General features: G+C 71.2%; 8 protein-coding genes. 3 read left to right on the forward strand and 5 right to left on the reverse strand.

Annotation, left to right across the window (positions count from 1 at the left end; genetic code table 11):
* The first annotated feature begins 229 nt into the window (after positions 1-229).
* Both ACZ4Z5_RS20135 and fahA read left to right on the forward strand, forming a co-directional pair.
* A complete protein-coding gene (locus ACZ4Z5_RS20135; protein ID WP_468264563.1) occupies positions 230-2,221 on the forward strand; it encodes a CocE/NonD family hydrolase in 1,992 nt (663 codons plus the stop codon).
* 253 nt (positions 2,222-2,474) lie between these two features.
* Positions 2,475-3,701, forward strand: a complete 1,227-nt coding sequence (gene fahA, locus ACZ4Z5_RS20140; RefSeq protein ID WP_468264565.1) for a fumarylacetoacetase — start codon at positions 2,475-2,477, stop codon at positions 3,699-3,701.
* A 40-nt stretch (positions 3,702-3,741) separates the two neighbouring features.
* Here fahA and ACZ4Z5_RS20145 read toward each other — a convergent pair whose 3' ends face one another.
* Positions 3,742-4,566, reverse strand: a complete 825-nt coding sequence (locus ACZ4Z5_RS20145) for an MBL fold metallo-hydrolase (RefSeq protein WP_468264567.1) — start codon at positions 4,564-4,566, stop codon at positions 3,742-3,744.
* Positions 4,567-4,929: 363 nt separating this feature from the next.
* Complete coding sequence (gene recQ / locus ACZ4Z5_RS20150) at positions 4,930-6,942, reverse strand: DNA helicase RecQ (RefSeq protein WP_468264711.1); 2,013 nt, start codon at positions 6,940-6,942, stop codon at positions 4,930-4,932.
* Positions 6,943-7,123: 181 nt separating this feature from the next.
* Between recQ and ACZ4Z5_RS20155 the strand changes: the two genes are divergently transcribed.
* A complete protein-coding gene (locus tag ACZ4Z5_RS20155) occupies positions 7,124-7,726 on the forward strand; it encodes a Uma2 family endonuclease (protein WP_468264713.1) in 603 nt (200 codons plus the stop codon).
* An 84-nt stretch (positions 7,727-7,810) separates the two neighbouring features.
* Here ACZ4Z5_RS20155 and nuoN read toward each other — a convergent pair whose 3' ends face one another.
* The 3 genes from nuoN to nuoL are packed head-to-tail and all read right to left on the reverse strand — an operon-like array spanning position 7,811 to position 12,977.
* Complete coding sequence (gene nuoN, locus ACZ4Z5_RS20160) at positions 7,811-9,427, reverse strand: NADH-quinone oxidoreductase subunit NuoN (RefSeq protein ID WP_468264715.1); 1,617 nt, start codon at positions 9,425-9,427, stop codon at positions 7,811-7,813.
* 35 nt (positions 9,428-9,462) lie between these two features.
* Positions 9,463-11,034, reverse strand: coding sequence for an NADH-quinone oxidoreductase subunit M (locus ACZ4Z5_RS20165; RefSeq protein ID WP_468264569.1), 1,572 nt, complete (start codon positions 11,032-11,034; stop codon positions 9,463-9,465).
* A gap of 2 nt (positions 11,035-11,036) precedes the next feature.
* Complete coding sequence (gene nuoL / locus ACZ4Z5_RS20170; protein WP_468264571.1) at positions 11,037-12,977, reverse strand: NADH-quinone oxidoreductase subunit L; 1,941 nt, start codon at positions 12,975-12,977, stop codon at positions 11,037-11,039.

Consider the following 12,977-nt stretch of genomic DNA (forward strand, 5'->3'; position numbering starts at 1 on the left):
CACGGATTGTCGATGTGTCGCTGCCTTCACTCAAGTCAGCGTATCCGGTCGACTTTCGATCGCCGTGGGCGCCTTCCCGTGACCACCGGTATGTTCCGGATCGGTTGATATGACCTGAAGTAGTCTTTTTACTCCGAAGCGTCATCGGTCCCCGTGCCGCGCCCCGACCCCCTCCGTGCCGCCCCGACCCCCACCCCCCGCGCATTCCCGTCCACCGAGGTCGAACGCCATGCAGATCCGCACCCGCTTCCCGTACGAGACCACCTGCGAAGACATCCGCATCCCGCTCCCGGACGGCACGCACCTGTACGCCCGTGTCCGGCGTCCGGTGACCGGCGAACCCGTCCCCGCCCTGCTGGAGTACCAGGCCGACCGGCTCACCGACTGGTCCGCGCCCCGGGACCGGCAACGGCACCCCTGGTATGCCGGCCACGGCTACGCCTCCGTACGCGTCGACGTGCGCGGCCACGGCAACAGCGAGGGCGTCCCCGGCGACGCACGCGACACGACCGAGGACGAGGACGGCGCCGCCGTCGTCCTCTGGCTCGCCGAACAGCCCTGGTGCGACGGCAACGTCGGGGCCTTCGGCCTCGGACACGGCGGACTCCGCGCGCTGCGGATCGCCGCGCTCGCGCCCGAGCCGCTCAAGGCCGTGGTGGCCGTCTGCTCCACCGACGACGGCTACGACAACGGCGTGCACTACCTGGGCGGCTCGGTCCTCGCCGCCGGGATGCACTCCGGCGCGGCGGCCGCGCTCGCCTTCACCGCGCGGCCACCCGACCCCGCGCACGCCGGAAAGGAATGGCGCGACCTGTGGCTGAAGCGGCTCGAAGCGGTCGAGCCCCCCGTGCACACCTGGCTCGCGCACCAGACCCGCGACGAGTACTGGCAGCACCACGGCGGCCTCAGAGCCGATGCAGGCGAGATCCGGGCCGCGGTCCTCGTCGTCGGCGGCTGGCACGATCCGCACCGCGACGCCGTGCTGCGGCTCGTCGAGCAGCTCGGCCCCGACCGGGTCCGGGGACTCGTCGGCCCCTGGTCCCACCACTACCCGGACCAGGAACTGCCCCCCGGACCGGCGATCGGCTTCCTCCAGGAGACGCTGCGCTGGTGGGACCACCACCTCAAGGGCCGGGACACCGGCATCATGGACGAGCCGCTGCTGCGGTCCTGGATCGGCGGCTCCCGCCGCCCCGGCACCGACAGCCCGCAGACGCCCGGCCGCTGGGCCGCCGACACCGCCTGGCCGTCCCCCCAGGTGTCCGTCGTCGCCTACCGGATGCAGGGCGGACCCGTCGTCGTCCGGTCCCCGCAGCACACCGGGATCGACGCCGGAGCCGTCCGGCCGCTCGGCCGCGACGGGGACCTGCCGCCCGACCAGCGCGACGAGGACGCCAAGTCGGCCTGCTTCGAGTTCCCGGTCGCCGATGAACCGGTCGACGTCCTCGGCCGACCCCGGGTACGGCTGCGACTGCGCTGCGAGGCACCGGCCGGCCAGGTGGTCGCCCGGCTCTGCGACATCGCCCCCGACGGCTCGTCCGCACTGGTCACCCGGGGAGCGCTCAACCTGGCGATGCGCAACGGCCACGAGGAAGCCGAACCGTGGCCGCCGGGCGCCAAGGAGGACGTCGAGTTCGAACTGGGCGGCATCGGCCACTCGTTCGAGCCCGGCCACCGCATCCGGCTCGCCGTCTCCTCCGCGTACTGGCCGTGGGTCTGGCCGCAGCCCCACGCGGACGGCTTCGTCCTCGACCCGGCGGGCTGCGTCCTGGAGCTGCCGCTGCGGTCCCCCTCCCAGGACGGACTCGCCTTCGCCGAGCCCGAACAGTCCGAGCCGCTCGCCGGGGCGGCCCCGGAGCCCGCGGAGCAGCGCCCCGCGCGGGTGGTCGTCCGGGACGTGGCGCGCGGCGAATGGCGGCTGGAGGTGGATCCCCGGCACGGCGGCACCCGTGTGCTCCCGGACGGCCTGGAGGTCACCGAGGACGCCTCCGAGACCTACACGGTCCTCGACGACGACCCCCTCTCCGCCCGGACCCGGTCCGACTGGGCGATCCGGATGCACCGCCCCACCTCCCGCTGGGACGTGACCGTCCAGACCCGTTCCGAGATCACCTGCGACGCGGACGACTTCATCACCACGGACACGCTGATGTGCCGCGAGGCGGGCGAGGTCGTCTTCCACCGGACATGGGAGAAGCGGATCCCGCGCGTCGCGGGGTGACCGGCGCCGCGGGCACGTACCGCCCTGGCGGGGCGTGCCCGCGCCGGGCCGGCCGCGGCACGGGCATGCCCCGCGCGCCGTGTCCGCCCGTCCCGGCACCACCCCGCAACGACCGCCACGGACACGGGCGACGCCGGTACTCACCGGCCGCGCTGCCCTGGCGTGACGGCCCGACGTAACGTGTCCCTCGACATGCGTCACACCGGGGGGCACACGACACCCCGGACTCCGCGGAAAGGCAGGCACGACCCTGATGCCCGAGCAGAGCCCGCTCGACCTCGCCGAGGGCGATCCCTTCGGCCCGCACAACCTTCCGTACGGCGTCTTCTCCACCCCGGACGAGCCCGGGCGCCGCCGCGTCGGTGTCCGGATCGGAGACCACGTGCTGGACGCGGGCGCGGCCGCCCACGCCCTGGGCTCCCCCTACGCGTCCCTGCTGGACCAGCCGTCCCTGAACCCCCTGATGGCCGCCGGACGCACCACCTGGCGCGACGTCCGGCGTGCGCTGACGGCCTGGGTGACCGTGCCGTCCCACCGCACCGAGATCGAGCCGCTGCTGCACCCGCTCTCCGCCGTGACCCTGCACCTGCCGTACGAAGTCGCCGACTACGTCGACTTCTACGCGAGCGAGCACCACGCGGCGAACGTCGGCCGCATGTTCCGCCCGGACGGCGAGCCGCTCACCCCGAACTGGAAGCACCTGCCGATCGGCTACCACGGCCGGTCCGGCACGGTCGTCGTGTCCGGCACCGACGTGGTGCGGCCCGCCGGCCAGCGCAAGGCGCCCACCGACCCGGCACCCGTCTTCGGCCCGTCCGTGAAGCTGGACATCGAGGCCGAGGTCGGCTTCGTCGTCGGCGTCCCGTCCGAGCAGGGCCGCCCGGTGGCGCTCGGCGACTTCCGGGACCACGTCTTCGGGCTGTCCCTGCTCAACGACTGGTCCGCACGGGACATCCAGGCCTGGGAGTACGTGCCGCTGGGCCCGTTCCTCGGCAAGTCCTTCGCCACATCCGTGTCGGCCTGGGTGACCCCGCTGGAGGCCCTCGACGCGGCCCGGGTGGCGCCGCCGGCCCGGGACGTCCCGGTGCTGCCGTATCTGGACGACTCCGGCGAGGACGAGCCGGGCGGCTACGACCTGCGGATCGAGGTCCGGATCAACGGCCGGACGGTGGCGGAGCCGCCGTTCGCCTCCATGTACTGGACCGCGTCCCAGCAGCTCGCCCATATGACGGTCAACGGCGCCTCGCTGCGCACCGGCGACCTGTTCGGTTCCGGCACGGTGAGCGGCCCCGAGGTGCAGCAGCGCGGCTCACTGCTGGAGCTGACGTGGAACGGCCGTGACGCGCTCGACCTCCCCGAAGGCAAGCGGACGTTCCTGGAGGACGGCGACGAGGTCACCCTGACGGCCTGGGCGCCCGGCCCCGACGGCACGCGCATCGGCCTCGGCGAGGTGACGGGACGCGTGGTCCCGGCCGCGTAGGCACCGACGGGTGTCCGGTGGATCAGGGCCGGACACCCCCTCAGCCGTCCCTCAGCAGCTCGAACTCGTGGGCGTCGTGCGCCGAGAACATCCGCACCTGCGTCGGATTGGCGCGGCGCAGCTCGCGCAGCCGCTCCAGCCCGCTGACGCGCAGCTCGTGGTCGTCCGCGAGGAACCGCTGCTGGAGGGCTACCAGGCCCGGGCAGTGCTGCCGGCGCAGGTCGACCTCGCCGCGGAAGAAGTACGCGTCGCCCGCGTGCAGCAGCCAGCGGTCGCGCTCCTGGACCGCCACGGCGGCGTGACCGCGGGTGTGGCCGGGCATCGGCACGAGCAGGATGTCCGGCGCCCGCATCACCTGCACGGCGGGCAGTCCGAGCCAGTCGGTGTCGGGGCGGTCGTGGACGACCCACCTGGGTCCGTGCGCCCACTGGTCGGGCACGTAACGGCTCGCTTCGAGGCGGGTGTCGCGCCGCATCGCCGTGCGGTACTCGTCGCCCATGACGTGGACCCGCGCCCGCGGGAAGTCGGAGATCCCGCCGGCGTGGTCCAGGTCGAGGTGGGTGAGCACGATGTCGTGCACGTCGTCCGGGTGGTGGCCGAGCGCCTTGATCTGGTGCGCCGCGGTGTTGCACGGGTCGAGCACGGGCCGCGCGGCCCGGCGGAAGAGGCCGCCGAGTCGCCGCGGGTCGGATACGTCCGCCGAGCCGAGGCCGGTGTCCACGAGGGCGAGACCACGTCCGGTCAGCACCAGCAGGCAGTGCGCCACCAGCGGTGCGCCGGCGATCGGACGCATGGGGGCGCAGTCGAGATGGTGGACGGTGGTGGCGGTGCGCCGTCGGCCGATCCGAGTGGTCCGCACGGGCATCTCTCCAGCACTCCACGGCAGTATCGGAAACTTACGGCGTAAGCGGTGACAGGAGAGAAGCACTGACGCTGTACAGCGTCAAGGCTTCGGGCACGACCAACCGGGAGCCGCAGATCCGGGGCGGGCCGCCTCCGTGCGTGCGGGTCTCCTTGTGCGCCGCCTCCGTGTGTGCGGGCATGACCACACGACAGGGTCGTGAGGACCCCGGTCCACGGACACCGGAGTGCCTGACGTGGCCGATCACGTCGTCGGGGGACGCACACCGCGTACCCGCGGGCACGGGCTCCGACGCGGACGTCGGGGCCTGCGGCGCGCGGCCTGTGAGCGTTCCCGTGCCGTTCCTACGCCGTTCCCGTGCTGCTCCTACGCCCAGTCGTCCGGCTCGTGCTCGGGCCAGTCGTACGGCTCGGGCTCCGCGCCCGTGGCCGGGGCGGGCTCGGAGACGTGCTCCGTGCCCGTGGCCGGGGCGGGCCCGCCCGGGTCCTCTTCCCCTCCCTGGGTGCCGGACGGGACCGCGTTCCCCTCCAGGGCGGCGAGCACCCGCAGCACACCCTCCCCGTAGGTCGCGAGCTTCTTCTCCCCCACGCCGCCGATCCGGCCCAGGTCCGCCACCGACGTGGGCGAGGCCGTGACGATCTCCCGGAGCGTGGCGTCGTGGAAGACGACATACGCCGGGACGCCCTGCTCGCGGGCCTGTTCGGCGCGCCAGGCTCTCAGGGCCTCGAAGGCGGGGAGCAGCTCCGGTGGCAGTTCGGCGGCCGCAGCCGCGGGCTTGCGCTCGCCCCGGGCGGGCCGCGCGGCCGTCGGCCGCTTCGGCTCCTTGCGCAGCGGCACCTCCCGATCCCGCCTGAGGACGGACCCGCTCTCCTCGGTCAGCACCAGCGTCCCGTACTCGCCCTCGACGGCGAGCAGCCCCTGCGCCAGCAACTGGCGTATCACGCCCCGCCATTCGCCCTCGGCCAGCTCCTCGCCGATACCGAACACGGAGAGCCGGTCGTGGTCGAACTGGATCACCTTGGCGGTGCGGCGGCCCAGCAGGATGTCGACGATCTGCACCGCGCCGAACTTCTGCCCGCGCTCACGCTTCAGCCGCACCACCGTGGACAGCACCTTCTGTGCCGCGATGGTGCCGTCCCAGGTCTCCGGCGGAGTGAGGCAGGTGTCGCAGTTGCCGCAGCCCCCTGGCCGCGGGTCCTGTCCGAAGTAGGAGAGCAGATTGCCACGGCGACACTGGGCCGTCTCGCACAGCGCGAGCATGGCGTCCAGGTGCGCGGCGGCCCGCCGGCGGAAGGCCTCGTCGCCCTCCCCCGACTGGATCAGCTTGCGCTGCTGCACGACGTCGTTCAGGCCGTACGCCATCCAGGCCGTCGACGGCAGCCCGTCACGGCCTGCGCGGCCGGTCTCCTGGTAGTACCCCTCGACGGACTTCGGCAGGTCGAGGTGGGCGACGAACCGTACGTCCGGCTTGTCGATACCCATGCCGAAGGCGATCGTGGCGACCACGACCAGGCCGTCCTCGCGCAGGAAGCGGGCCTGGTGCGCCGCGCGGGTGCCGGCGTCCAGGCCGGCGTGGTACGGCACGGCCGCGACGCCGTTGCGGGTGAGGAACTCCGCCGTCTTCTCCACGGAGCTGCGCGACAGGCAGTACACGATGCCCGCGTCGCCCGCGTGCTCCTCGCGCAGGAAGGACAGCAGCTGCTTCTTGGGGTCGGCCTTGGGCACGATCCGGTACTGGATGTTGGGCCGGTCGAAGCACGCCACGAAGTGGCGTGCCCTCGGCATACCCAGCCGCTGGGTGATCTCCTGGTGCGTCGCGGGCGTGGCCGTCGCCGTGAGCGCGATCCTCGGGACGTCCGGCCAGCGCTCGCCGAGAAGCGACAGGGCCAGGTAGTCGGGACGGAAGTCGTGGCCCCACTGCGACACGCAGTGCGCCTCGTCGATCGCGAAGACGGAGATCTTCCCGCGCGAGAGCAGACCGAGGGTGGAGTCGAGCCGCAGCCGCTCAGGCGCCAGATAGAGCAGGTCCAGTTCACCGGCGAGGAACTCGGCCTCGACGACGCGCCGCTCGTCGAAGTCCTGCGTGGAATTGACGAACCCGGCACGCACACCGAGCGCCCGCAGCGCGTCCACCTGGTCCTGCATCAGCGCGATGAGGGGCGAGACGACCACGCCCGTGCCGGGTCTGACCAGGGACGGGATCTGGTAGCAGAGCGACTTGCCGCCGCCGGTCGGCATGAGGACGACGGCGTCCCCGCCGGCCACCACATGCTCGATGACGGCTTCCTGCTCGCCGCGGAAGGCCTCGTACCCGAAGACCCGCCGCAGCGCGGCCAGCGCCTCGCTGTCCGTTGTCCTCACGGACGCGTCCATCGTCATCCCCCGTGTCTCGGGCGTCACCACTTGCTCCACCATAGGCGTCCCCGCCGACACGTCCGGACTTTTCCACAGGCTGCCCACGTCAAGCGCACGATGACGTTCCCACGTACGTGGAACCGCCTGCCCGTTTGCGGTCGATAGTCTGAAGGGACCGGCGAGACTCCGTCCCATGGGAGCACTGATGAGCGTCGACCCGAAGGCGTCCACCCCCACCTGGCCGATGCCGCCGGAGGGCGGCTGGACCGCCGACGACCTGGACCGGCTTCCGAATCTGCCTCCCCACACGGAACTGATCGACGGGAGCCTGGTCTTCGTGAGTCCGCAGACTCTCTTCCACTCGCGCGCTGTGAGCTTCTTCGAATGGCAGCTCCAGTCACTGGCCCCGGACGACTACGAGGTCATCCGCGAGTTCACCATCGACATCGACCGCCAGAACCGGCCCGAGCCGGACGTGATCGTGGTGCGTGCCGACGTGGTCGAGGACGCGGACCAGACCCGTTTCCCGGCCGGAGCCGTCCTGCTGGCCGTGGAGGTCGTCTCGGCCGACTCCGTCTCGCGGGACCGGGAGACCAAGCCGCTGAAGTACGCGCGAGCGGGCATCCCCCACTACTGGCGGGTCGAGAACGAGAAGGGCCTCGCCGTGGTCCACGCCTTCGAGCTCGAACCGGCCACCGGCGCCTACACGAGCGTCGGGATCTTCCGCGAGCGGATGAAGGTGGCGGCTCCGTTCACCGCCGATCTGGACCTCACCAGGATCACACCGCGTCGCAGCGGAGGCGAGTAGCCCGGCGCCGCCCGCCCTCCACGGGCGCAGCCCGGCTCCCCGCTGTCGGGGGGCCGGGCTGCACTGCGTGGATGTGTCCGCCGGTCAGCGCACGAACACGCTCGCCTGGTTCGCCAGGTCCAGGAAGTACTGGGGTGCCACGCCCAGGACCACCGTGACGGCCACGCCGAGGGAGATCGCCAGCGAGGTGAAGGCCGACGGGACGGCGACCGTGGGGCCCTCCGGCTTGGGCTCGCTGAAGAACATCAGGACGATCACCCGGATGTAGAAGAACGCGGCGACCGCGGACGCGATCACACCGATCACGACCAGCACACCCGCACCACCCTCGGCCGCCGCCCGGAAGACGGCGAACTTCCCGGTGAAGCCGGAGGTCAGCGGGATACCGGCGAAGGCGAGCAGGAACACCGCGAAGACGGCGGCCACCAGCGGCGAACGACGGCCGAGTCCGGCCCACTTGGACAGGTGGGTGGCCTCGCCCCCCGCGTCGCGCACCAGGGTGACGACCGCGAACGCGCCGAGCGTGACGAACGAGTACGCGGCCAGGTAGAAGAGCACGGACGAGATGCCCTGCTCGTTGGCCGCGATGACACCGGCGAGGATGAACCCGGCGTGCGCGATGGACGAGTAGGCGAGCAGCCGCTTGATGTCGGTCTGGGTGATCGCGACGATCGCCCCGCCCAGCATGGTGATGATCGCGACGCCCCACATGACCGGGCGCCAGTCCCAGGCCAGTCCCGGCAGCACCACGTAGAGCAGGCGGAGCATCGCACCGAACGCGGCGACCTTCGTCGCGGCGGCCATGAAGCCGGTGACCGGGGTCGGAGCGCCCTGGTAGACGTCCGGGGTCCACATGTGGAACGGGACCGCGCCCACCTTGAACAGCAGCCCCATGAGCACCATCGCGAAGCCCATGAGCAGCAGCACGTCGTTGCCCATTGTGGTGGCAAGCGCCGGGTCGGTCTCCGCAACCGTGCCGTCGACGACTTCGGCGATTGCGGCGTAGGAGACGGAGCCCGCGTAGCCGTACAGCAGGGCGATGCCGAACAGCAGGAACGCGGAGGAGAACGCACCCAGCAGGAAGTACTTCACCGCGGCCTCCTGCGACATGAGGCGCTTGCGCCGGGCGAGCGCGCACAGCAGGTAGAGCGGCAGGGAGAACACTTCGAGGGCGATGAAGAGGGTCAGCAGGTCGTTCGCCGCGGGGAAGACGAGCATGCCCGACACGGCGAACAGGACGAGCGGGAACACCTCGGTGGTGGTGAACCCCGCCTTGACCGCGGCCTTCTCGCTGTCGCCGCCGGGCACGGACGCGGCCTGGGCGGCGAACGAGTCCACACGGTTGCCGTGGGCCGCCGGGTCGAGCCGGCGCTCGGCGAAGGTGAAGACGGCGATGATCGCCGCCAGCAGGATCGTCCCCTGGAGGAACAGTGCCGGGCCGTCGACGGCGATCGCGCCCATCGCCGCGACCTTCGCCTTGGTCGTGCCGTGGCCCCCGGCCGCGAGGGCGACGACCGCCGCGAACGCCGCGGCCAGGGAGACCACGGACAGGAAGACCTGCGTGTGGTAGCGGGCCCTGCGCGGCACGAACGCCTCGACCATCACGCCCACGACGGCCGCGCCGACGACGATCAGGGCGGGCGCGAGCTGGGCGTACTCGATGTGCGGGGCCGGGATCCTGTCGATCGGCTCGGCCGCCATGGTCGTCCACAGGCTGTGGACAACGGTTGCGGTGCTCACTTGGCCGCCTCCACCTCGGGCTTGGGGTCGGTCTTCTGGACGTCGGAGAGGGTGTACTGCACGGCCGGGTCGACGACCTCGGTCAGCGGCTTCGGGTAGACGCCGAGGAGGACGAGCAGCGCGATCAGCGGGACGACCACGGCCAGTTCCCGCGCCCGGAGATCGGGCAGCGCCCGCACTTCGGGCTTCACCGGGCCGGTCATCGTCCGCTGGTAGAGGACGAGGACGTACAGCGCGGCGAGCACGATGCCGAGCGTCGCGACGATGCCGGCCGCCGGGTACCGGGTGAAGGTGCCGACCAGGACCAGGAACTCACTGACGAACGGTGCCAGTCCGGGCAGCGAGAGGGTGGCGAGTCCGCCGATCAGGAAGGTGCCGGCGAGTACCGGCGCCACCTTCTGCACACCGCCGTAGTCGGCGATGAGCCGGGAGCCGCGCCGGGAGATCAGGAATCCGGCCACCAGCATCAGCGCGGCGGTCGAGATGCCGTGGTTGACCATGTAGAGCGTCGCGCCGCTCTGGCCCTGGCTGGTCATCGCGAAGATGCCGAGGATGATGAAGCCGAAGTGTGAGATCGACGCGTAGGCCACCAGACGCTTGATGTCCCGCTGGCCGACGGCGAGCAGCGCCCCGTAGATGATGCTGATCAGCGCCAGGACGAGCACCACGGGCGTGGCCCAGTTCGACGCCTCCGGGAACAGCTGGAGGCAGTAGCGGAGCATCGCGAAGGTGCCGACCTTGTCGACGACCGCGGTGATCAGCACGGCGACCGGGGCGGTCGACTCGCCCATGGCGTTGGGCAGCCAGGTGTGCAGCGGCCACAGCGGTGCCTTCACCGCGAAGGCGAAGAAGAAGCCGAGGAACAGCAGCCGTTCCGTGGTGGCCGCCATCTCCAGGCTGCCGTCGGCACGGGCCGCGGCGATCTCGGTGAGCGAGAAGCTGCCCGCGACGACGTACAGGCCGATGACGGCAGCCAGCATGATCAGTCCGCCGGCCAGGTTGTACAGCAGGAATTTGACCGCCGCGTACGACCGCTGGGTGGCCGCCGCCTCGTCCCCGCCCGTGTGTGCGCGGTCCCCGAAGCCGCCGATGAGGAAGTACATCGGGATGAGCATGGCTTCGAAGAGGATGTAGAAGAGGAAGACGTCGGTGGCCTCGAAGGAGAGGATCACCATGGCCTCGACGGCGAGGATCAGCGCGAAGAAGCCCTGGGTGGGCCGCCAGCGCGGGGACCTGGTCTCCAGGGGGTCGGCGTCGTGCCATCCGGCGAGGATGACGAACGGGACCAGTACGGCGGTGAGTGCGATCAGGGCGACCGCGATGCCGTCCACGCCCAGTTCGTACCGGACACCGAAGTCCTTGATCCAGGCGTGGGACTCGGTGAGCTGGTAGCGGCTGCCTGCGGGGTCGAACCGCACCGCGATGAGCGCGGCCACCACCAGGGTGACGAGCGAGAACGCCAGCGCGAGCCACTTGGCGGCGGTGCGGCGGGCGGCCGGCACGGCGGCGGTGAGCACCGCGCCGAGCGCGGGAACCGCCGCAGCCGCCGTCAGAAGGGGAAATGCCATGGTCAGACCGCCCTCATGAGCAGGGTGGCGGCGATCAGGATCGCCGTACCGCCGAACATCGAGACCGCGTAGGTGCGGGCATAGCCGTTCTGCAGCTTGCGCAGCCGGCCGGACAGCCCGCCGACGGAGGCCGCCGTGCCGTTGACGACCCCGTCGACCAGGGTGTGGTCGACGTACACGAGCGAGCGGGTGAGGTGCTCGCCGCCGCGCACCAGCACGATGTGGTTGAAGTCGTCCTGGAGCAGGTCGCGGCGGGCCGCCCGGGTGAGCAGGCTGCCGCGCGGGGCGACCACGGGGACGGGCCGCCGGCCGTACTGCCCGTAGGCGAGGCCGGCGCCGATCAGCAGCACCACGATCGTCGCGGCGGTGATCGCGCCGGCACTGATCGGCGGGTGCCCGTGCTCGTACGAGGTGACCGGCTCCAGCCACTTCAGGAAGGCGTCGTTGACGGAGAACAGGGCACCGGCGAAGACCGAACCGAAGGCGAGGACGACCATGGGGATCGTCATGGACTTCGGCGACTCGTGCGGGTGGGGCATGTCGCCGGCGTGCACGTCCGCGCCGGGCTCGATACCGGGGATCGTCTCCGGGTCGGGCGCGGGCTGCCAGCGCTTCTCGCCGAAGAACGTCATGATCATGACCCGGGTCATGTAGAAGGCGGTGATGCCCGCGCCCAGCAGGGCCACACCGCCGAGGATCCAGCCCTCGGTGCCGCCCTTCGCGAACGCCGCTTCGATGATCTTGTCCTTGGACCAGAAGCCGGACAGGCCCGGGAAGCCGATGATCGCCAGGTAGCCGAGACCGAAGGTCACGAAGGTGATCGGCATGTACTTGCGGAGACCGCCGTACTTGCGCATGTCGACCTCGTCGTTCATTCCGTGCATCACGGAACCGGCCCCGAGGAACAGTCCGGCCTTGAAGAAGCCGTGGGTCACCAGATGCATGATCGCGAAGACGTAGCCGATCGGGCCTAGCCCCGCGGCCAGCACCATGTAGCCGATCTGCGACATCGTCGAACCGGCCAGCGCCTTCTTGATGTCGTCCTTTGCGCAACCGACGATCGCACCGAAGAGGAGGGTGACCGCGCCGACCACCACGACTGCGAGCTGCGCCTCCGGGGCGCCGTTGAAGATGGCGCCGGACCGGGTGATCAGGTACACGCCGGCGGTCACCATGGTGGCCGCGTGGATGAGGGCCGAGACCGGGGTCGGGCCCTCCATGGCGTCCCCGAGCCAGGACTGCAGCGGCACCTGGGCCGACTTGCCGCAGGCTGCGAGCAGCAGCATCAGGCCGATCACCGTCAGCATGCCCTCGCTGGTCCGACCGGTCGATGCGAGGACGGGCCCGAAGGTGAACGTCCCGAATGTGGTGAACATCAGCATGATGGCGATGGACAGGCCCATGTCGCCCACCCGGTTGACCAGGAAGGCCTTCTTCGCCGCGGTCGCCGCGCTCGGCTTGTGCTGCCAGAAGCCGATCAGCAGGTACGAGGCGAGGCCCACGCCCTCCCACCCGACGTACAACAGCAGGTAGTTGTCGGCGAGGACCAGCAGCAGCATCGCCGCCAGGAAGAGGTTCAGATAGCCGAAGAAGCGGCGACGGCGGTCGTCGTGCTCCATGTAGCCGACCGAGTAGACGTGGATCAGCGAGCCCACGCCGGTGATCAGCAGCACGAAGGTCATCGACAGCTGGTCGAGCTGGAAGGCCACGTCGGCCTGGAAGCTCTCCACCGGAATCCAGGTGTACAGCGACTGGTACATCGTCCGGTCGTCGGCACTGCGGCCGAGCATCTCGGCGAAGAGGACCACGCCGATCACGAAGGACACGACCGCGAGGAGAGCGCCGAGCCAGTGGCCGGCACGGTCCAGGCGCCGCCCGCCGCACAGCAGTACGACCGCTCCGAGCAAGGGCGCCGCGATCAGCAGCGCAATCAGGTTCTCCAC

The sequence above is a fragment of the Streptomyces sp. NPDC030222 genome (assembly GCF_055573115.1).

What these genes read in the sequence shown, in the direction of transcription:
- ACZ4Z5_RS20135 (WP_468264563.1), top strand. Translation starts at nt 230, where the DNA reads ATGCAGATCCGCACCCGCTTCCCGTACGAGACCACCTGCGAAGACATC.
- fahA (WP_468264565.1), top strand. Translation starts at nt 2,475, where the DNA reads ATGCCCGAGCAGAGCCCGCTCGACCTCGCCGAGGGCGATCCCTTCGGC.
- ACZ4Z5_RS20145 (WP_468264567.1), bottom strand. Translation starts at nt 4,566, where the DNA reads ATGCCCGTGCGGACCACTCGGATCGGCCGACGGCGCACCGCCACCACC.
- recQ (WP_468264711.1), bottom strand. Translation starts at nt 6,942, where the DNA reads ATGACGATGGACGCGTCCGTGAGGACAACGGACAGCGAGGCGCTGGCC.
- ACZ4Z5_RS20155 (WP_468264713.1), top strand. Translation starts at nt 7,124, where the DNA reads ATGAGCGTCGACCCGAAGGCGTCCACCCCCACCTGGCCGATGCCGCCG.
- nuoN (WP_468264715.1), bottom strand. Translation starts at nt 9,427, where the DNA reads ATGGCGGCCGAGCCGATCGACAGGATCCCGGCCCCGCACATCGAGTAC.
- ACZ4Z5_RS20165 (WP_468264569.1), bottom strand. Translation starts at nt 11,034, where the DNA reads ATGGCATTTCCCCTTCTGACGGCGGCTGCGGCGGTTCCCGCGCTCGGC.